The following is a 20,176-nucleotide window of genomic DNA, read 5'->3' on the forward strand; positions in this document are numbered from 1 at the left end:
CGGCTTAAACATCGAACGCGTCCGAATTTCCCGTCAGAGCCGCGGCTTAAACATCGAACGCGTCCGAATTTCCCGTCAGAGCCGCCGAGAGGAGTTGTTGGTAGAGATTGCCCGCGATAAGGACTCCATAGCTCAACTGGATGCGCAGCTTGCTCGTCTTGACCATCTTAGAGGTGATGGCAACCCTGACACATGGAGCACGCCATTTTTTGTAGAAATGGCAAATCTTTGGACGACGCTTACAGGCAAGCGTGTTCCTAAGGGTGGCGGCACTTTTACTAAACTACTGCAGGAAGCTACACGAGTCGCCAGCGGTGGTAGGGACGACATAGAGAAGTGGGGGCAGGCAAAAACCCTACACATCAAATTCAAGGATGCGGCCTCCGGTGAAGGTTTCCGCCTTGGCGAGGCTGATTGGTTCTGTGATGAGAGTGCACAGTACGTATCAGAGAGGGGAGAGGCCATCTGTGCGTTGGCTGAGATCGCGCAAGATCCCGCAACACATGGAGGATTTTGCAGCGTCCTTGCCAGCGGAGCCATCCACCTTCGCGATGCCCCGGAAGGGTCCCTTGCATTCATCATGCGTGAGGCGGTGTTACGGCCCACGATGTTGGATCATGACATGCTCTCGCCCGAACTGGAGACCCAACTGGGATGGCTAACTGTTCCAAGGCCAACTGAGATGCGGTCCTCCCTACGCAAAGCTATCGACGCGGCACGGGCGGGAGATCAAGCGGCCGCGGCTGTTCTAAAGGTGGCCCACGCATGCGAAGGCAGTACCCGAGCGGCGATAGAGTCTCTGGGTTGGACGGAGCCTGCCGCAGGCGTTTTTTGGAATGATATGGTTGCTGACCATGAGGCGAGAGAGATCTCAGTAATCGAATGGCATCTTCTTAGCGGGAACGACAAGGCATTCACGGTTGCCATGGACCTTATCTATGTCAGTGTTCCATCTCTGCAAAACTCCGATTTTTCCACGGATCGGGCTGAACACGTTTTATGTACCGCTATCTAGGTAGTATTTTTTCAGAATTTAAATTCAAAGATCAATAATTTTAGAAGATCAATCATCTAATTCTAGTAATGTGTTGTTACGAAATTGGATAGCTTTTATATTATTATTCCGAATATTCTATGACAGGCGCCTGGAAACGGAGGCATTTTAGAGCAGCCGTGCTTCCGTAGAAACAGCTCCCACGGATTCTTCCTCCGTTTCCATTCCTACAGGGCAGGTGAAGGGGGACCGTAGCGTCATCGCAATCCATCACGAGTGATGACGATGAATGACATTCTACAAAGGCGATCCGACGTCCTTTTGACGGAATTGCAGACGGCTCATCTTCTCTCTCTTAAACCCCGCACGCTTCAGATGTGGCGCATGCGCGGGACGGGGCCGGCCTTCATCAAGGTTGGCGCTGCTGTTCGGTATCAGCAGCGAACCCTATCGGCGTGGCTTTCAGCTCGAACCACTACCTCCACGGCTACTACACCTGCGGGGGTGCGCCGGTGATGGCAGCCGTTCCAGCCATTTAAGGCCAACTGACCTCAGCGAAAGGAAGTGCTGCAGCGCAAGCCCCCTTCCGGTGGAGGTGGTGTGAGGTGGAAACGGCCCCTGTCGAAACCTGCGCCGCGTCCATGGGCTCCGGCGTGATGGTTTGAGAGCGTAGCGCCATCGCACTCAAGCGGGTCTCAGCGCCAATGGCAGTCCCTCTCCCCTCCGTCGAATCCCTCCTCAGTGAAGCGGAGGCCGCTTCGCTCATGTCTGTATCCCCTCGGACCCTTCAGGCTTGGCGAGCGCGGGGCGGCGGGCCTGCCTTCGTGCGTGTCGGATCGCGCATTCGCTACTGTCCTCGGGCGCTCACGGCTTGGTTCAAGGCGCGGAGCGCGACCAGGGCGCTGACTCGCACACCCAAGCCTGTCCGGCTCGCCTGTCGCCCGTCGCTGCCGCCGCGCATGGTCGAGCTGATCGCCGGTGAGATCGCGCGGGCGTCCGCCGGCGAGGCCTACATCGGTGCCGCCGCATACAGGCGCCTGTCGCAGGCCTTGGAGCCTCACAGCGCTGCGCTGGCCCTCTCCCTGTGCCAGGGCGGAGAGGTCCGGTCGGATGGGACCGTGGGCATCGTCGTGCCGCGCAACTTCGCTATCGCCGACGCCAACCTCGATCCGCAGAGATCGACGTTCCGGGTGAGCTACGATCCTCGTTCGGGAGAATGGTCGTCCGAAGCCTCCGCCGGAGAGGATGGGTTCGACGGCTTCTGCGCCCACGTCTGGCGCATCCAGGGTCGATCCGAGGGCATGGCTGCGCGCGACCTGCTCGCCTTCATCGGTGCCGCCTACCTCGCTCTTCTCGCAGAAGGGCCTCCCGCGTGAGCCCTGGCCGCCCGCCGATCCCCTGCCGCGCATCCGCGCGGCCTGTCTCGTTTGCCTGACGGAAGTGGACGCGTGAGTAACAAGCTACCTTTGTCCGTCGAAATTTTTGACCAGGCGCCTCTTCTGCCCGGCTCGCAGCCCTTGCCTGAGCGGACGGAGGCGATCGAGGAGGCGTGGCGTCGATCGACCGGCTCCGTCGACATCATCGAACAGGCGCGTGCCAATCTGCGTGCTGCGGCGGGCCTTGCAGGGCCTGACGACGCGGATCTCCCGCCGATCGTCCGTCTGCGGCCGGCTATCGAATGGCCTTACGGCTATGAGATGACTGAGCGGGGCCTCGTCTATGAGGCGAAAGAGGGTGGCCCGATGATCGTATCGGGGCCATTCGACGTGCACGCCATGGTCCGCGCCGAGGATGGCACCGGATGGGCACTCGCGATCTCGTTTCGGGATCTCGACGACCGCCTGCACGTCGTCAACGTGTCCCGTGCCGACCTTGCTAGCGGAGAGGCCTCGGATCTACGCCGCGAGCTGGCGAGCAAGGGGCTGCGGCTTGGCTCCGGCCGTAGCCATCGTGAGCGCTTTGTGGCCGGGCTCGCGGGTGTTGTCGTGAAGACGCGCGCCCTCCTCGTCGGCAAGGCCGGGTGGCACGTCAACGGGACCGTCTATGCCGCCCCCTCGTTCACCGCGGCAGCCGGCGATCGCGTCGACGAACCCATCCTCTTCCGTTCCGACCCCGGCTCCTCGATGTTCCGCGAGGCTGGCGACCTCGACACGTGGCGCAATCAGGTGGCCGGCCTTGCCGTAGGGCAAACGCGGCTTCTGTTCGCGCTCTCGATCGCCTTCGCCGGCCCGCTCCTCGAACCGATGGGGCAGGAGTCGGGGTGCTTCAATCTCGTCGGCGCTTCGTCGACGGGTAAAACCTCGGCCCTGCGCCTCGCCGGCAGCGTTTGGGGCGGGGGCGGGCCAATTGGGTTCGCCTCGACTTGGCGCACGACGTCGAATGCGCTCGAAGGCGTGTGCGCACAGCACAACGACAGCTTTCTCGGTCTCGACGAGCTGGGCATGTGCCCGCCGCACGAGGTCGAGGTTGCGGCCTACGCGCTCACGGGCGGCAGCGGCAAAAGTCGGCTGAAATCGGACGGCGAGATGCGCGCCCGTCAACGCTGGCGCGTGATGGTGCTGTCTACGGCCGAGATCACGCTCGGCCAGCGTATCTCTGAGGGCGGGTTCGGCAAGACAGTGCGGGCCGGGCAGACCGTCCGGTTCGTGGACCTTCCGGCCGACGCGGGTCAGGGCTTCGGCCTCTTCGATCACCTTGGCGAATTCGGCGCGGCGGCCCGGCTCGCTGACGCCATCCGAGATCGAACGGGAGCGTGCTACGGCTTAGCTGGCCCTGCCTTCGTCCGCGCCTTCCTGGCAGCGCGGGTCAAGTCCGTCGCTGCTGCGCAAGCCATCATCGCGGATTTTCTTGCCGAGCACGTCGGAGAGGACGCTAGCGGTCAGGTGCATCGCGTCGCGCTGCGCTTCGGCTTCGTTGCTGCAGCCGGGGAGCTGGCGCGTAGCTTCGGCCTCATACCGGTCGAGCCCGGCGCCGTGACGGCGGCGGCGGGGAGCCTTTTTCGGCAATGGGTGGACCTTCGAGGTGGTACGGGGGCTAGCGAAGCGCGTAGCGCTGTTACGCAGGTTCGTGGCTTCCTTCAGCGGCATACGCTCGCGCGGTTCGTCCCTGCGGATGCAGGACTCGATGCGGGTTCCTGGCGCGCTCAGAATGTCGCCGGGTTCCGGATGAAACAGGATGACGGCGGGGACTTCTGTTTCACCGACGAGGGGTTCGCCGAAGCCGTGCAGGGGCTCGACCTTCGGGCTGCGGCCGATGCCCTGACCGAAGCCGGGTTCCTGATTAAGTCGAGTGAGGGCCGGCGGAAGGCTGTCGTGCGCATCGGCGGAAAGCCAATGCGGGTCTACCGCGTCCGAGCCGCGATCGTAGAAGGCGAGGACGAGTGATGAGCGGCGTGCCCTCCCGCGGGCTCAGCCCCGCGACGCTTGCTCTCCTGGCGGACCTCGGTGGATCGGCTTCGCCCGTTACCGGCGGTAGAGAACCGGCAACGGCCCTCTCAAAAACGGTAACGACAAATAAGTCATTTAAATCATGTAGTTATCTGAACTCCGTTACCGGTGCACACGTGTTACCGCATCAAGTTGGACCTTCCGACACATGGGAGGAGCGGGCGGCCATCTTCGAGTTCGAGGGCGGGCTGTCGCGTCCGTTCGCTGAAGCGATGGCTACCCGCCTCGTGTCCATCGGAGCGACTGGATCATCCGCTGCTCGGGCTGCGCTCGATCGTGACCTGATCGAGCTGGAACGCCTCCGACCCTGACGGCACCCCTTCCGAGGGATGTTCCGCTGAATTTTTGGGTCCCTCTGGCGTCTAGGAAGAGACGCGAGCAAACGGCACCCGAACTACCGCCAGTCACGATGCTTTAACGCCAGGACTAATAGCACCTAATGAGTGTTGACATGAAAGCTAACACCCCCTCTCCCGAAGTTATGTGGTCAATATCGCGCATAGCGGAGCGAGATAAAGTCTCGAAACCGACCGTTTCAATTCACGTCAAACGCCTCTTTGAGCGTCATGGGCTTACAGTTACTAGAGACCATCTTGGCCGGGTCGCTTTGGTCAACGTCGTACAGTATGACGATCTGCGCGCTCGCTACGCTGACCCAAGCAAGGCGCAAGCACCGCGACAATCTCGATTGGCGGAAGATGACGGGCTTCCCGTGCCTACGCGGGCAACCGCGGGTCCCTCGCAAACCTCATACGAGGAAGCGAACCGGCAAAAGGCGTGGTTCGATGTCGAGAAGCGGCGCCTTGAGGTGGCCGAGCTGCGCGGCCTCCTGATCCGTAGGGATATCTATGAGGCTTCGGTTGGTCGATGCGCCGACGAGCTGGCGCGCCTGATCGACCTCGTGCCGCAGGAGGCGGATGCTCTCGCGGTCGAGTTGGATTTCGACGACGTGCATCGCGTCCGGATCGCCCTCAAGGGCCTCTCTCGGCGCCTGCGAGTCAATCTGGCTAAGGCGTTCGAGGGGCTGTGCTCTGACGCGCCCGCATATGACGACCCGATCATCGGCCTTGATGAGGGAGCTGCGGCGGAGATGTGAGAGGCATCACCTGTGCATTTGTGCGTCCGTGTGACCGCTCAAGCGATCGCACGTTCCCTCGCACACGTTTTGGCGAGCTTACTATCCATCCTTTAAGAGTACATATTAAAAGATATTCTTGAATACTGATCTCAATCTTGAGTCCACGCGCACGGAACTATGATTTTGAACCGGTAACACGTGTACACCGGTAACGGCGTGCGTCTAAGATCCTGTTCGGGCTCACAAAAGAGCCTGTTACCGAACCCGCCGGAAAAAGCCCCCTCCCGTACCGGTGGGTAACGCAGGGTGGAAGCGGGGGCCTCTGAATTCAGGCCCGTTTCCATTCCGAGTTACGCGAGCTTCTGCAACGGTTTGAGTGTGCTCGCTCTCTCGAACCAAGGCTCAGATATCGCCCGCATCTCGTTCTCGCGACGTCAGCTTTGGCCAGTACCGCGCACGCGGGGAGCTGCGCTCCAACCCCTTCCCGAAATCATCGGTCGGCACTTCGCCGGCCSCCAGCCTCGATCAAGGACGCACACCATGAAACTTTTCGGCACCAAAACTCACGCGCACGAACACCTCACCAAATGCGAGCGCGAGCACGGTATTGCGGTCACGGCGCTTGCTGGCGCGGAGACGGCCTATGCGCGTGCCACTGAGGCTTATGATGCCGCCCTCGGCCAGGGGCGCGAAGACGCATTGGCAGCCCGTCGTGCGCAGGGGGATGCAGAGGTTGATCGCGACATCGCCCGCCGCTCAGTCGAGACAGCCGCGGCGCGGCTCGAAACCGCGCGGGCGGCCGTGGCGGCAGCGGAAACCGAGCGTCTAAGCGCTACGGCACTCGCCCGTAGCCGCGAATTTGAAATTGCGACCACCCGCGACCTGAAGATGATGGCTTCCCTCGCAAGAAACCTCGCTCGTCTCTACGCTGCCGCCGAGGTTGCACGTGACGAGGCCATTCGCGGGGGCGTCAAGGAGTCGGACCTCCCGCCGGTCGAGGCTTTCCGGGGTGTTTCGGGCTTTCCGCGGCAAGAGCTGGAAAGCAAGCGTGTGGAGCGCTGGATTCATCCGTTCACGCTCAACCCGTTGGATGATGAAGAGACCACGCGCGTACGGGTGATGAGTGGGGATGCATACCTGACGCAATCGGGCGACTCGATCCGCCTCTCGCGCAAGGCCGTTTTCGATCGGATTGTTGTTCTCGACGAGCAGCGGCCTCGTCGTTTCGAGAGCTTCCTAACCTCGCTCGCTGTGCCGGGCCTGATGGCCGATGATGTCGCGGGGTGGGTGCCACCCGAGAGCCTTTATCCGTACGCGGTGCTAGCGCGGCTGACAGCACTTGAAGAGGCTCCTGCCCCTGATCGCGCTGACCGGCGTGAGCGTCAGATTGTTCTCCGGCCCGTTCCAGATGCCGAGGTCGCGGACGCTCAATCTCGCCGCTCCGAGGCTGCGTAAGCCTCGCAACGACTGAAGCGATGCTTTGGCGGATAGCGCCGAGCATCGCTTTCCTTGGCCTGCCCCTCTCAATCCGCAAACTGAATGGATCTCCCAAGGTGTCAGAAACCATTGGCGGCGCTGCCGCATCTAATCTTACGTCCACCTCGGCGATTGACGAGGCGATCCGCTTGACCGGCGCGTTCGAGCAAGCGGCGCGTACGCATCTTGCCGTCATGTCTCTATCGGCGCGGGCAATCGTTCGTGCCTGGGCGGAGGCTGAGATTGCAATTCAAGCCGCTCGCTGCTCGGGCGAGCCGAATGCGGCCGAGCTTCCTTCCGCAGAGGAATTCCGCGCGGCGCCACATCTCGCCCGTGAGGAGATCTCCCGGGAGGTGATCACACGGTGGCGCGCCCCCGGCGGCCAGCCTCTCGGTGATCAGGACGAGGATCGGGTGCTGTATCGAGAGGGGCGGTGGTATCTGCCTCTTATGGGGACCGACCGGCCGGCCATGTTCCTTACTGAGCGAGGGCAGTTCGAGCGTGTGACATACGCCGAATACATGCAAAGGGCTGAGGCACCTTTGCTGATCAAGTCTCTCTCCGTACCCGGCATCCTTGCGGATGACATGCCGGGCTGGCTTCCGGATCGCATCTCCACTGCCGCCTGTGCCGCCGGTGTTCTTGCTCGGCTAGACGAATTGATGGGTGCGCCCGTCTCCAATCGTGCCGAGAGGGTTATCACGCACGAATACGTCTTTCACCATGGCGTGAGCAAACCAAATATCCCAACAATTGCAATCAGCGCAATTCTTTAGGGAAGCAAATCGATCGCGGTTACTTCCGCGATCCCTGGCATACGGCAGGGAGTCGTTCTGACGGTGTTTGCGGCCCATCGAACAACGGGAAATGCAGCTCTCCGCCCTGCCGAACTCCTCGGAGTGATCAGGAGTCAAGCTGCATACGGCCGCGCCATTTTCCATTCCTCACTGCTCACACTCGCCGCACAGCGGCCTACGATGCCCCCCTCGGCTATACGACAAGACCGCAATCGCAGTTCACTTCACACTAGAAGTATTAGTAACTACTTCCATCCTCGAGCATCATCAAAAGTACTTTAGCACGGTCGCCTAGTACAGGATGATCTACTAACAAACTTATCCTATGCTTTGCCGAGTCAAATTCCATAAAAGGACCAATGTTTTCTTCCTTAAGCACCTTGAATCGACCCCTATCACTGCTTTGAATAGGGCTTGCAAATCGTTCCATCGTCTCTACAAATCCATGATCTGAAGCAGAGCAGGCTTCTACTAACCTGCGTGGCCCTTCCTCATCTCCGGACTGGCGCCATGCGAAAAGTACGCTGATTGGATTTGGACTAGAGAGCAAGTCTTGTATGGACATTGCCTCGTAGCGGCTGACCATCAAGGGAATGATAAGATCAAGTTGTTCGTCTGTGAACAACCAATCTGACTGGGGTTTTGCTCGGTGCCGATATCGACCGTGTGCGAAGATCTCATGTCTGAGAAGTGACGTCAGCCAACCGATGGCGACACCGTTCTTGAAGATCATCGCAACGGTTTCATCCCGCTGGGGCTTGTCCAAGCGAGATAATAGGGACGGCACCAAACGCTGGGCTCGGTCCCAAAAGGAGCTAACCCAAAATACGTCAAACGGTCGCCTCCAGTAGGCTCGGTCCATCACCTGCGAGCAGGCCACCAGAATGTTCTCGCATTGAGTGGGGGAAAGCACCTCGTAAGCGCCACCTTTCACGCGTTCGAATAAGAGATCTGCTTTAGTCAAATTCCCGGATGCGACCAGACTTTGAAGATTAAGCAGGGCTTCACCCGCCTGCTCCGCCCCGACCTCCGCTGCAATCCATATCGATGAAAATTCTTCTTGGCTCAGGACGTGAGAAGGGGAGGCCAATGCGAAGTAGAGTCGATAATGATCGGGACTTGCAAGTCTTTTGTCTCGAACCGCTTTGTCGTGGTCATGAACACTTATATTGCTGAATATTTTCAGACCTACGCCATCTTTCGCATAGTCGACCTCAACACCAAGAAGCTGCTCAGCCATCTGATATTTAAACATCGCGTCTTGTACATTATCCTTACCCAATATACCCAAAAGTTTATCCAGCACCCTTTTACGCTCATCATCATCGACACGCGCCGTTCCCAAAGACACCGTTGCCGACGTAGCGCAATAATCTTCGATCCAACGATAGAGATTGGTGTCACCATCTTTAATTAGCTGAAGCCATACCAGATCGGCGAGGTCAGCCTTAGCTTGCGATAACGGAGGCCAGAAGAAACGCATTGCATCCAGGGCACGGACAACCGACCGCGGTGTACGGAGCTGTCGTCCTCCCTCAAAATCAATAATTCCTTCTAATCGCAGTCGCTCGTCTTCGTTTTTAGAAGATGCTATTTCATGGAGTTCGTCAGCAAACCACTGACGCAATTGCAGTGGCTCTGGCTGGGGGACCATCACAGTTAGCTGTACGATTTTCTCAAGATAGGCATGACCGCTTTGAACGCCTGCGGATTTTTCAATGCTATGAGCAAGGATGCCACTGTCGTAACAAAGAAGATAAATCATGTTTGGTAAATCAACGACTGAGCGAACAAGTCGTAGGATCTCGATTACCTCTGTGGGCTCAAGGCGATCAACGTCGTCGATTGTTACGACAAAACGGTGATCTAATTCCCGAAGCGAATGAGCAAGTTTGTCTTTGAGTTCCGAGAGAGGAGGGGGCGCAGCCTCGCCTTCGGTAGCCTCCCCTGCCGACTTGATACCCTCGCCCAACATTTCAACGAGGCCGAACCCGGATGCCTTCCCCACAAATTCGACGAATGCACCGGTTTTGCTTAGGCCCTTTACAAAGCTACGTAACGCCTCGCCGGCTTCCTTAGCTTTAGCTACAGAGACGCCAGTGGCATCGCCATTTTTTAGGGCCATTTCATCAAGCTGGCCGAAAAGATCAGAAAATAAGCTAGCGATCAACGCATCTCGCTTGCCGATCAACCAAGGCCGAAACTTGATGATTGTTGGCCTGTGGTGTTCCGGAAGTTTTCCCAATTCATCATCAATCAGGAAAAGCAGGCTTGACTTTCCCGATCCCCATGGACCTTCGAGACCAATAACAAGACCATCTTCAGTCGAGCGATCGACGAGGGAGACGGCGATGCGTTTAGCCACCTCACGGAACCCGAGCCTATCCTCATCGCCAGCACCAAGTGCTCTATCACCCTTGATCGATTGCTTTGACTCATCAGTCATTTGAAACTTTCGCCATACAACTCTTAATCGGATAGGCGTCAACAATAAAATACAACTTTATTTTTGAGTTTCTTCTGAGCTTAAAACAGTTTCCTGATATATCAAGTATCCAACAAAATCCGATCGACAATGCTGCTCGAATTCTTTACTCATTCTAATTGCGTGATCTTTTTTGTTAGGAGATACAAAGGTATATCCCCATACTGATCCGGAACGCACTTGCGCAGTAAGGGTATCATCAAATACTTCGATTTTTGCGTTCCATTCGCACCAAGCTATGAAAGTTTGATCAAGAAAATCAAACCCAATCGGCCGAGCAAATCTACCCTTGCGCGGAGGATAATATTTTTCTTCAATTCTTGTAAATTTAGCCGACAGATTTACGGGTCTATTCCCAATAAGTATTTCCATCCACCGTATATCTTTCCTTTGATCGTACAGGTTTTCAAGTGACAATTCTATATCATCTCGATATCCAGCGGCGTCCAGAAACAATCTCAGAGTCTTTATTTGAGTCGTTAGCATAGCAAAGGATGGATCTCCTTCTATCGTGTCCTTCACGTTGAGTACGGCAAACCGACTACCCTTCGCATAAAATTCGATTTTAGCGTCTGGAAATGAGATTATTTCGAAGACTTGCATTGTGCTTGACAAACTTGAAAGAGAGTGCTCCTCGCTTATTTCTATTTTTATTTTGACCTGTATTTCATTATTTGCGATAAGGCACCGGGTAAAAGGCCATTCGACCAATATTTTAAAATGATCTAATGTTAAGTCTGGGATGTTCGGAGCCTTAACACCGACAGGAAACCTAATACGTCTTTTTAATTTCTTAGAACTGGCGACTGCGTAGCAATTTTCTATAAAGGGCGCCTCTATCGATAGTTTCGCGGTTGCTGCAAATTCTTCGGGTATCTCGATACCAAATCGATTAGACGAAATTTCGAAATCTAAAATGTCAAGATCGCGTAGGCCTAAGAAGGCGTCTACAGTTTCACCCATAGATAAAGTTGTTGAGAATTTAGCTACTTTATGCCCATTTTCGAAACCAGTCATTTTCAGTAAATTGCTTTTAATGTCTAAGTATTTTGACAAATCAAATCCAACATTGATCCTTATTGCCGACTCGACCCAACGTAGCTCGCTGAGATCTATCTTTTCATTCTGGGACGCCGTGACATTGATATTCCGCTTATGTAGGTCCGCTACGCCAGCCTTCTCTAACTCTCTGATTCTCTTTAAAGTTTGGGCTATTCGATCTTTGTCTATGTGACAAAAATAGGCGTTTATCGGTTTGTATCCGCCAGAAAAATCCACCATCAATATAAAGGCTGGGAGCATACTCCTGCACAAATGCTCCATATTCGATACGGTTATTGGTCGCGTAAGGTTTGTAAGATTATCACTTGCCTTAACTTGGCATATGAATTTTACTGGAGCTGGTTGAGCATCCAGTCTTATCAGAGGAATTCTATTTTGCGGTAGCTCTACAAAGAAATCCCAGCCATTAGTATCTTGCCCAGGTTTAGTAGCAACCATTCCGGAATTGTTACAGGCACTTGAAAAGAAATTCTCGCCGGCTTCTTTCAACCACTTTATACGAGACTGATCGACCGCCATCTTATTCCCAAGGATTATGAGCTAATATGTGCCTACCATATCACGCTATGCTAGCTGTAGTTTAACTGATTAATCACTTGCGCTGTCAGCGTGACCTGCAGCTCGATACATTTCTTGTTGTCCGCATTAAGCACCCAGGGCTGCAGAAAGGCAAAGTAGGTCCGGACAGATTCGCTTTTCGTTAGGGACCGGCATTCGTCTGGCTCGCGCTTAGCCCTATTGAGACGTGACGCCGGCTCTTTCCGTTGGGTATACCCATCCGAGCGCACGCGCCTCACATGAGCGGCATTTCATATCCGAGACGAGACCGCTTTCGACTCTGTACCGCCTTCCACGCGATCGTCTTCGGCATTTCTGACCGGTCACGTTTCCCGCCTCATGAGCGTCGCGTTTATCGTGGTATCGATCAGCGTGCGCGGCTGCTCGCTGAGTAGCGAACGCTTGCGCCCTGCAAAACCGTCTTTAGTTCCAACGGATGTAGTCAGCTGATAGCCGTTTGAAATCGGTGCTGCTCGCGCAGCCGGAGTTCGCCTCAATGTGGTCGATGAGGTAGGTCATGCACTCGATCAGCCGCTGGTTGATGACGTTGGTGCGGGCGGCTTCAAGGGCCTGCTTGGCTTGCGTCCGGCAGATCGAGCGGCCGAGCTGACCCGAAACCTCGTAATGAGTGAATGCCGCCATGATATGCGGCGCGAACTTGTCGCCACCCAGGTTTAAGATCGCGTCGTAATAAAGTTTACCGCCAGGCGAGACACCATCGTTATAGGGGATGCCCCGGCCGATCCGGCAAATCAGGACCGTTTTAAACAGGCGCGCGGCAAGATTGTCTAAAATTGAGCCTTGGTCTGGGACATATGACCAGAGATTGGCCGCGACTGGCGCCTCGTGGTGGAAGTTATCCCAACCGTTGTGCTTATCTAGCAGCTCCGTAATGAGCGTATCCACAATTATGACGCGCTCGGAGGCCGAGCGGTAGGCATTTCCCCCAACTAGTGCGAAAAACTGCTCTCCGAGAGTATACTTGTCCTTGTAGAGGTTGGTGTTGTAGCCCTCCAACACGATCCCAAGCCGGTAGCGCGGCTCGTCTGGGCATGTCTTCCAGAGCGCAGGCACTAGAAGGGCGATGTTCTTGCGCACGCCCGGATCGGTGTCCGGCGCGACATAGATTCCGAACACGGTCCGCAGCAGGCTTCCGCATAGGTGGCTTGGCAGCTCCGTGAAGCGGCGCTCGATTGTCTGTCTCGTGGCCTGGTCGAGCGGAGCGGTGTGCGCCTTGAGGTTCGATATGAACGCCTGAACTTGAAGGGCAGCTGCGGTCGGACGGTCGTGCAAAACGTCCTGCACGCACGTCTGCAACCAGCCCAGCAGTTCGAAAGCGTTGATGTTGTAATTGGTCGGGTGGGATATGCCGATATCGTTGCGCATATCCAAGATATGCTTAAGCTTTTTGTAGGTAGTGTCGGAGATCAATTCCAACTTACGACAGGTGTCAAGCATCACCGCATCTTTAAGAGCGGCGAGATCATCCTCTGTTTTATAAAAATCGCGCGTCTTGTTGCCGCCTACGGCTGCGTCGAAGAAAATATCGAGGCCGTACAGCGCCGCCTTCTTACGCAGATCGATTACGACCTCATTCCAGATCGCGTTCAACGCATAGTCGAACAGGCCGGAGCCGGCGCCGATCACGAACTTAGACAAGTAGCGCGCGTCGCGCTTCACTTCCGCCGGCAGCGACTGCAGATAGCCCGGTAGGTTGCTGGCGATGATCGACCGCTCTGACGGATCGGCCATGATGTTGTCATGGGGAAGACCCACGTCGCGCAGGAAGTCCAATAGGCGCTGAGCCTGGGGATCGACCAAGCTGTTAGAGCTTGGCGGCGTGGTGATCACGGTATTCATCGACAAAGGTCCGTGCGTATTGTTTCGGGCACTTATGCAATCACGCGAGATGCGGCAGATCGTGCTTTTGCGCAAGAGGGAAAGGTTTGAGCGCGACGCCGCTCGGCTTCTTGGCGTCCGGGAGCAGGTAGTCCGGCTTCCATACGTTCCGGTCATAGGTTCTCGGCCATCAGGGCTCCCGGGGAGCGGACCTTCCGAAGGTCTCTGAAGGGTCGCGACCGTTTCCCTCAGCTATGTCCGCTTCGATGCATCCGCTCTCCGGAAATGAGCGTGCAAGAACCCACCCAATGCGGACGTTCGATCCTTCGTCTCTTCTCGGTATACCCATCCGGTCGCCTGCGTCTCGGATGGGTTGCGCTTCATATCCGAGACGAATCCGCTTTCGACTCTTCACAGAACCTTGGAAGGCCCGCTTCACGGCACTTTGATGGGCGGGGACCTGAGACCGGGTTTAGCGGGAAGCAATTCCCTGCTTTAAGATATTGGGTCGTGAAAGTAGTCGATTGCATTTTTGGGACAAATAGGCCCAAAGCCGACCGGCTGTACGGAGATAGAAAAATGGCAGACGCATCGTCCCCGCAAACAAAAACGACTACCCTCCTAACGCGGAACGTCTTTCTCGACACGCAGGTTTTTCGGCAGCTCGGACATAATCCAGAAAACGTCGTGTTGAAAGCACTGGCCGGACATATCAACGACAGCGGTCTCGTCTTGCACGTGACCGACATTACGTTTTCGGAGATACGGCGACAGCTTCATGAATTCACAGGTAAAACTGCCCAGGCATTAAAGACTGCACGTAAGGAGTACGGGAGATGGCGGCATCGTTTGCCTATGGTTGTATCCGACGACCTTCCGAGTTTTGATGCCGCCGCGGTCGCTGATGCCGCATACAAAGCGTTGTTAGATGCGGCCTCCTCCGATTGGGCAGCGACGTTTCACAGCGCGACTACTGTTGCAGCGCCCCAAGTATTTAAAGACTATTTTGATGGAAAGGCGCCGTTCTCGAACCAAGGCAGCAAGGAATTTCCAGATGCGTTTGTTATAAAGTGTCTTGAGCAGTGGTGCACTAAGAATGACGAGCGCATGTATGTGGTAACTGCTGACAAGGCTATGTCGGATGCGGTGAATGATGCTCCGCATCTATATCACGCTAGAACGCTTGAAGATTTATTTGCTTTAATCGCCGCAACAGAAACTCCAGATATTCGAGACACTGTCGCTAAACTTCTTAAGAAAGCAAAAGTAATTTCTTCTATTCAAACGGCGGTGAATGAAAATATTGGGGATCTGATACCAATTTATTTCGGCGATTTTGCCGACGGCGAAGTCACCGATCACGAATTGAATGGCGACGTAGAGCTTGTGGATTTCAAAGTTATAGCTGCATCCACTGATGAAGTGAGTCTGATTTTAGATATCAAAGCACCGCTAACGGTCCATATTGATTATGACGACCGGTCTGATGCTGTCTACGATAAGGAAGATGATGTCTACTTCGGGGCTGAAACTGCCCAGATGTGGTTCGATGACGATCCGAATATTCGCGTCTATGCACGGTTTTCTCTAAATTCCGCAAAACTTATAGCACTAAACATGCTGACTAATGAAATTTTTGTGAGCGAGCCATCTGACGATTACAGCTAAGATGACGTTAAAACGATGCAATGTTTTAGTTTTAGCGATCTACTTTGTTGCCGGTTCTGTGAATCGACACAACCTAGACTAATAGGAGGGGCTGGGTCGGATACAGAACGTCCGCTTCAGAGTGAAAGGCCGGGGTCTGGTTGCCACCCTACTCGGACGTTCGACCGAACGTCTCTTTTGAGTGTACCCTCTTGAGAAGCTGCGGTGAGACGGGATCGACGTCTCGTTTGGGTTGACGCGCGAATTCTGAGACGGCAGCTAGGATTGCTCTAGATCCAAACGAGACGTTCACATGGCCCGCATCGGTTACGCCCGCGTCAGCACAGCGGATCAGGATCACGCGGTGCAGCTCGCTGCCCTTACGGGCGCGGGATGCGACTTGATCCGTTCGGAAACCGCGAGCGGGTCCAACATCGCCGGTCGGCCGGAACTGGCCACGATCCTCGCCTTTATTGGCAAGAGCGACACCCTCGTCGTCACGCGCGTCGATCGCCTCGCCCGTTCTATCGGGGACCTCCAAGACATCGTGCGGACCTTGCGCAGCAAGGGCGCTGCCCTTCAGGTCACAGAACAGCCGATCGACACGAGGACTGCCGCCGGCAAAGCGTTCCTCGATATGCTGGGGGTGTTCGCTGAATTCGAGACCAACTTGCGACGCGAGCGCCAGCTCGAAGGCATCGCCCGCGCCAAGGCGGCTGGCGTCTACAAGGGGCGGGCCCCTTCGATCGATGTCTCAGCTATCACCGCGCTCAAAGCCAAGGGCGTAGGTCCGGCCGAGATTGCGCGACGCCTCGGTATCGGCCGGGCAAGTGTGTACCGGGTGTTGGGTAAGGCGTAGCTCGGGTGCCTGCCGCCGAGCGCCGGCGATGGAAGGCTAACCACACTCCTTCGCTAGGCGTGCGGAAGCAAGTCTCACTTCGGGTTTGCAAGCCGCCGTACGCGTCTCCTCGCGACCGCCGCAACCGCTTCCGTACCGTTCTGATCCATCCACGCATCAATGGCTTGCCGCATGAGTTCTTGGATCTGGATCCCTTCGTCCAAGGCCGCCTGCTTGATCTCCTCATGGCGACTTGGCTCGACGTAGTAGCCAAGGAACCGCTTTCCCTCCCGCGATGTCTTGGCGAGAGCGGCAGTCGCTGGGTCTGAATTTGGCTCGGCCGCCGGCGCAGGTTTTGGCTTTCCTTGCGCATGCCCCATCGACTCGGCCACCTGAGCGGCAACGGCAGACAAAGGATTGGGCTTAGCCATCACACGACCTCGTTTGTATTCTTGCGTGCGCGTGTCTTAGCACGCAAGCCAGCTTGTTTTGAAACCAGCTTCCACACAGCTCGTACATCGCCTGCGCCTTTCCCTTCCGGCTCGTGTTCGATGGCGGTCAGTCCTAGGTCGGACGAATTTTTGAAAACCTTCAGATCGTGGATCACTTCGCTCAAGATCGGCATGCCGACCTTGTTGAGCTCTCTGCGGATGCGGCTGGCTTCACGATCGCTACGATTTCCGATCCTGTTTAGCACCACACTAAATGGTTTGTTGGCTTGTGTGGCAGCACGCACCGTCCGAGTTACGGCCTTGAGATCGAACAGAGCTACGCCAGTCGGGATGACGATCGTGTCCGCAACCGCCAGGGCGGCCTCGACTTCGTCTGTTGCATTCGGGGGTGTATCGATCAGCATGAGGTCGAGACCGAGCCCTCGTCCTGCCTCGATGATCTGAGCCACGGCCCGAGGCTTGGCATCGGACACGAAGGGCTGCTCTGCCTCCCGGCGATCGGACCACTCGGACAGTGACGACTGAGGGTCTAGATCGATGATGCCGACTTTGTGGCCGTCCTCGATCGCGGCAGAAGCGAGATTGATCGTCAACGTGCTTTTGCCAACCCCGCCTTTCCAACCCATGAGCGCGATGACCTTCATTGGTGAGCCTTCAAACGAATCATGCAGCGTGGCTGCTGGAGCGTACACAGCTACACAGCCTAAATTGCCATCTCGTCAACAGGACGGCTTCCACACTCGTCATCTTGTGTGGAGGTGTGTCTCGTTGATGTCGTAGCTCCTTGGTTGCAGGCCTGCGAGGAGTGGTGCTGGATTTTCTTTCCCTTCATCGCCGGCTTAGTGCCACTTCATCGCATGACCTTCGCCTCGTTGGCTTCCTGTATGGGCAGTTATGAGTCACCTGCATGAGGGCGGCTCTGCCGTTTCGGCAGCTTTTTGGAGGGGTGTGACAACCGCTTTCCCCGGAGTTCTAGTTCTTGAGTATTCGTGCTGGTCACAGATTTGACCCCTCCCCCCAGGGGCACCGGACGTCGTGCAAGGCGGTTCCAGGCCTGCCACTCGGGCGAGACGATTCGCACCACGTTTGAGAGATTGCGCCAGGCTGTTTGCGTCCGTTCCTCGACTGAGAGAAGTCCCAGCGATCGTGCCTGCCTAACAGCGTTCTTCACGGTACTGCGGCCGACACCCGCAATTGCCGCGATGTGGTCGAGGCAAAGGCGGCAATCACCCCGCCGCACCACCTCTGAAGCGATTACCGCAAGGGCGGCGGTCTCCGCTGAGGTGAAGTGTGTCGCGAGCGCGGGTGGAAGCCTGCCAGAGGCCGCCCAGCGGCGTCGGCGCTCTATCGAGGCGGGCGTACGCGGCCGTGACCCGGCGGGCCGCCGTAGCGGGGTTAGTGCGACTGCAGGAGCTAGCTTGCGTGCCTCAATGAGATTGGAAAGAGCTTCGGCTTCAGCCTCAGTGATCTGTCCAGCTCCGTAGGCGCGCCACATCAGCGCCGCCACATCGGGCAGCTTCACGCGCGGCGCAGACTCGGCCGCCCGCCGAATTTCCTCAGCAAACATCGTCCTCGGTCCCTTACGGGCCGCGGCTAGGGTCCGGGCAAGCCGAAATCGTTGTCGGAACAGCGTTCCGACTTGACTCCCGAGGGGGTCATATGGCTTGTGAGGAGTTGCTTGAGGCCTCACAGGCCCTTTTTGATTTCGACGGCCTCACCCTTGCCGGGGTGGGGCCGTTGGCTTTTCAGGGTCTATCTCGCGGCGGTGATCTCTCCTGATGCCGGCTCACGACTCGCGGGAGTCATAGAACCGTATCCCGCCATGTCGGCCGGAGCGGGGTTGTAAGTCAACGATTGACCCGGATCGGGGCACGTTCCCGCCCGCCCAGGCCCTCAAGCGGCGATCAGCGTTAGGTCCGAGATCTCTGGCTCTCCGACCTTTTCCTTGACGTCGTCGGCAGCCTCGCTCCTCAATCTTTCGAGGTCTCGATCGTCCGGCTCACGATCAAAGCTGTCCTCGTCATCGAAGCTGTCCTCGTCGTCCTCAACACTCGCGCCCCATACCGCGAGACGGTCTAAGAGCTCGACGTCCCCGCGAAAGGTGAAGCGCACGGTTCCGTCTGACGTGGGAACCACATCAAGCGCGCTGATAATGGCTTGAAGAATTCGTGTTGCTTCACGCTGCGTCGAGAGGAGGGCACGCGCGCGCAACAATTCCGTGACAAGCACAGCTCTTTCCCTCTCAATAAAAACCAAGACGAAGCTGGGGCAATTATTTGAACCCTTATCGGCAAGATATGAATAGATACCGTAATAAAACGGTATCATATTTACAGCATTCGCCGAAAGTTTCAGATGCTTATATGGAATTAATTACCTGCGCCCTTTGGTTGGTAGAATGCCTATCAAGCAGATCAAGATTTTGCAACGGCATCCCATAAAATTCTTGCGTAAACTCGAAATCTGGGGCGCTAGCGACATAGACCTCCAGTCCTCTAGAGGTCTAGAGCTCTAGGTTCTATACCTTCTAATCTTTGACCTTATGATTTTATAAGGTTCGAGGGTCTTGTTTTCAGACCGTCTGAACGACGAACATCTTGTTTTTTACGCCATGCCGGATATTCTGGCGCATATCAGACAAAACGCGGGAGTTTTTAGCCATGCGGAAGGAACCCTTCTTGGTTCCTGATCAATGTCGCGCAGCGCGCGGCCTGATCGGGTGGTCCCGAGGCCGTTTGTCGGAGCGGTGCGGTGTCGCCGCCTCTACTTTGGCCGATTTTGAGGTGGGTAAGCGGGAGCCCTACGGGCGAACGCTCGCTGACGTCCGAAGGACGCTTGAAGAGGCGGGCGTCGTCTTCATTCCGGCCGACAAAGCTGGCGGTCCGGGAGTTCGATTACAGCGGCCTACCCTATCATCAGGACTTAACGATCGTGTCTGAACGACAGGAGGCACCTTGGCATTGGTCGGATATTACTCCCGCCCAAGCCCTTGAGCGAATATTTCCGGAAGTCAAAGAACGAGGGCTCTGCACAGACGATCTCATGCCCGGCCGGTCATGGACACGATGGACCATACCTCCGAGGCGGACGGGCCTCGATGATATGGTCGCTGGCCTCGTGAATACGGCCGGGGCTTCAAGACTCCTTCCCCGAGAAGATCTTGCAGCTGCAGGCATCCTGTGCCCGTTCTATGCAGTGCGCTCCACTGCACTCCGTGCTGTCATCCGCGCTCGCGAAGCGCACCAGGCCTTTTCTTTCCGACGTCGGCAATTGATTATAGATGAAAGGGAGCATTGGCGTAGGCGTTTGACGGCATCCGAAGCTATTATCCAACAACACAGAGTCGATGATGGGCTGCCGTTAGGAAGCATCCATCTCGCCCCTGCTGATTTGTGCGGCTTAAACATCGAACGCGTCCGAATTTCCCGTCAGAGCCGCCGAGAGGAGTTGTTGGTAGAGATTGCCCGCGATAAGGACTCCATAGCTCAACTGGATGCGCAGCTC

Annotated in this window: 15 protein-coding genes; 9 read left to right on the plus strand and 6 right to left on the minus strand. The window is 56.4% G+C overall.

Going from position 1 to position 20,176, the window contains the following annotated elements; all coding sequences use genetic code 11:
- The 6 genes from ASF60_RS24980 to ASF60_RS16045 all read left to right on the plus strand — a co-directional run.
- Window positions 1–1,015: hypothetical protein (locus tag ASF60_RS24980; RefSeq protein ID WP_162241327.1), on the plus strand; the 1,015-nt coding region annotated here is incomplete at its 5' end.
- A 683-nt stretch (window positions 1,016–1,698) separates the two neighbouring features.
- Window positions 1,699–2,370 carry a helix-turn-helix domain-containing protein gene (locus tag ASF60_RS23865; protein ID WP_082508003.1) on the plus strand — a complete coding sequence of 224 codons (672 nt, stop codon included), beginning with the start codon at window positions 1,699–1,701 and terminating at the stop codon, window positions 2,368–2,370.
- A 72-nt stretch (window positions 2,371–2,442) separates the two neighbouring features.
- The gene (locus tag ASF60_RS16030) at window positions 2,443–4,377 is read left to right on the plus strand and encodes a DUF927 domain-containing protein (RefSeq protein WP_244478461.1); all 1,935 of its coding nucleotides are present in this window, start codon (window positions 2,443–2,445) and stop codon (window positions 4,375–4,377) included.
- 514 nt (window positions 4,378–4,891) lie between these two features.
- Window positions 4,892–5,536: an ArsR family transcriptional regulator gene (locus tag ASF60_RS24565; protein ID WP_156634152.1), complete on the plus strand. Its 645-nt coding sequence runs from the start codon at window positions 4,892–4,894 to the stop codon at window positions 5,534–5,536.
- A 522-nt stretch (window positions 5,537–6,058) separates the two neighbouring features.
- Entirely contained in the window at window positions 6,059–6,973 is a 915-nt protein-coding gene (locus ASF60_RS16040; RefSeq protein ID WP_056187022.1) for a hypothetical protein, read from the plus strand.
- Between the two features lie 98 nt (window positions 6,974–7,071).
- Window positions 7,072–7,770, plus strand: coding sequence for a hypothetical protein (locus tag ASF60_RS16045; protein ID WP_156634154.1), 699 nt, complete (start codon window positions 7,072–7,074; stop codon window positions 7,768–7,770).
- A gap of 259 nt (window positions 7,771–8,029) precedes the next feature.
- On the opposite strand, the gene ASF60_RS23870 is transcribed toward ASF60_RS16045, so the two are convergent.
- The 3 genes from ASF60_RS23870 to ASF60_RS16055 form a co-directional block, all read right to left on the minus strand.
- Window positions 8,030–10,237 (minus strand): KAP family P-loop NTPase fold protein, encoded by a 2,208-nt coding sequence (locus ASF60_RS23870; protein WP_082508004.1) that lies wholly within the window; start codon window positions 10,235–10,237, stop codon window positions 8,030–8,032.
- A 57-nt stretch (window positions 10,238–10,294) separates the two neighbouring features.
- Window positions 10,295–11,857, minus strand: coding sequence for a hypothetical protein (locus ASF60_RS24570; protein WP_156634156.1), 1,563 nt, complete (start codon window positions 11,855–11,857; stop codon window positions 10,295–10,297).
- A gap of 462 nt (window positions 11,858–12,319) precedes the next feature.
- On the minus strand, window positions 12,320–13,756 hold the full coding sequence (locus ASF60_RS16055) for a hypothetical protein (protein ID WP_056187033.1): 1,437 nt from the start codon (window positions 13,754–13,756) through the stop codon (window positions 12,320–12,322).
- Between the two features lie 558 nt (window positions 13,757–14,314).
- Here ASF60_RS16055 and ASF60_RS24575 point away from each other — a divergent pair.
- Window positions 14,315–15,403, plus strand: a complete 1,089-nt coding sequence (locus ASF60_RS24575; RefSeq protein ID WP_156634158.1) for a PIN domain-containing protein — start codon at window positions 14,315–14,317, stop codon at window positions 15,401–15,403.
- 292 nt (window positions 15,404–15,695) lie between these two features.
- Window positions 15,696–16,241 (plus strand): recombinase family protein, encoded by a 546-nt coding sequence (locus tag ASF60_RS16060; RefSeq protein WP_056187036.1) that lies wholly within the window; start codon window positions 15,696–15,698, stop codon window positions 16,239–16,241.
- 74 nt (window positions 16,242–16,315) lie between these two features.
- Here ASF60_RS16060 and ASF60_RS16065 read toward each other — a convergent pair whose 3' ends face one another.
- The 3 genes from ASF60_RS16065 to ASF60_RS16075 form a co-directional block, all read right to left on the minus strand.
- Window positions 16,316–16,651: a ribbon-helix-helix domain-containing protein gene (locus ASF60_RS16065; RefSeq protein ID WP_056187038.1), complete on the minus strand. Its 336-nt coding sequence runs from the start codon at window positions 16,649–16,651 to the stop codon at window positions 16,316–16,318.
- Entirely contained in the window at window positions 16,651–17,316 is a 666-nt protein-coding gene (locus ASF60_RS16070) for a ParA family protein (RefSeq protein WP_056187043.1), read from the minus strand. Before ASF60_RS16070 ends, ASF60_RS16065 begins: the two co-directional genes overlap by 1 nt.
- Window positions 17,317–18,565: 1,249 nt before the next feature.
- The gene (locus ASF60_RS16075) at window positions 18,566–18,901 is read right to left on the minus strand and encodes a hypothetical protein (RefSeq protein WP_056187046.1); all 336 of its coding nucleotides are present in this window, start codon (window positions 18,899–18,901) and stop codon (window positions 18,566–18,568) included.
- 431 nt (window positions 18,902–19,332) lie between these two features.
- Here ASF60_RS16075 and ASF60_RS26100 point away from each other — a divergent pair, with 431 nt between their 5' ends.
- The gene (locus ASF60_RS26100; protein WP_082508006.1) at window positions 19,333–19,611 is read left to right on the plus strand and encodes a helix-turn-helix domain-containing protein; all 279 of its coding nucleotides are present in this window, start codon (window positions 19,333–19,335) and stop codon (window positions 19,609–19,611) included.
- Window positions 19,612–20,176 lie beyond the last annotated feature (565 nt).

The organism is Methylobacterium sp. Leaf113, from assembly GCF_001423325.1.
Classification (GTDB): Bacteria; Pseudomonadota; Alphaproteobacteria; order Rhizobiales; family Beijerinckiaceae; genus Methylobacterium.

Bases quoted from the DNA above. Each gene is read 5' to 3' on its own strand.
- ASF60_RS23865 (WP_082508003.1), top strand. From the start codon at position 1,699: ATGGCAGTCCCTCTCCCCTCCGTCGAATCCCTCCTCAGTGAAGCGGAG.
- ASF60_RS26100 (WP_082508006.1), top strand. From the start codon at position 19,333: ATGCGGAAGGAACCCTTCTTGGTTCCTGATCAATGTCGCGCAGCGCGC.
- ASF60_RS24570 (WP_156634156.1), bottom strand. From the start codon at position 11,857: ATGGCGGTCGATCAGTCTCGTATAAAGTGGTTGAAAGAAGCCGGCGAG.
- ASF60_RS24565 (WP_156634152.1), top strand. From the start codon at position 4,892: ATGAAAGCTAACACCCCCTCTCCCGAAGTTATGTGGTCAATATCGCGC.
- ASF60_RS16060 (WP_056187036.1), top strand. From the start codon at position 15,696: ATGGCCCGCATCGGTTACGCCCGCGTCAGCACAGCGGATCAGGATCAC.
- ASF60_RS23870 (WP_082508004.1), bottom strand. From the start codon at position 10,237: ATGACTGATGAGTCAAAGCAATCGATCAAGGGTGATAGAGCACTTGGT.
- ASF60_RS16070 (WP_056187043.1), bottom strand. From the start codon at position 17,316: ATGAAGGTCATCGCGCTCATGGGTTGGAAAGGCGGGGTTGGCAAAAGC.
- ASF60_RS24575 (WP_156634158.1), top strand. From the start codon at position 14,315: ATGGCAGACGCATCGTCCCCGCAAACAAAAACGACTACCCTCCTAACG.
- ASF60_RS16055 (WP_056187033.1), bottom strand. From the start codon at position 13,756: ATGAATACCGTGATCACCACGCCGCCAAGCTCTAACAGCTTGGTCGAT.
- ASF60_RS16040 (WP_056187022.1), top strand. From the start codon at position 6,059: ATGAAACTTTTCGGCACCAAAACTCACGCGCACGAACACCTCACCAAA.
- ASF60_RS16065 (WP_056187038.1), bottom strand. From the start codon at position 16,651: ATGGCTAAGCCCAATCCTTTGTCTGCCGTTGCCGCTCAGGTGGCCGAG.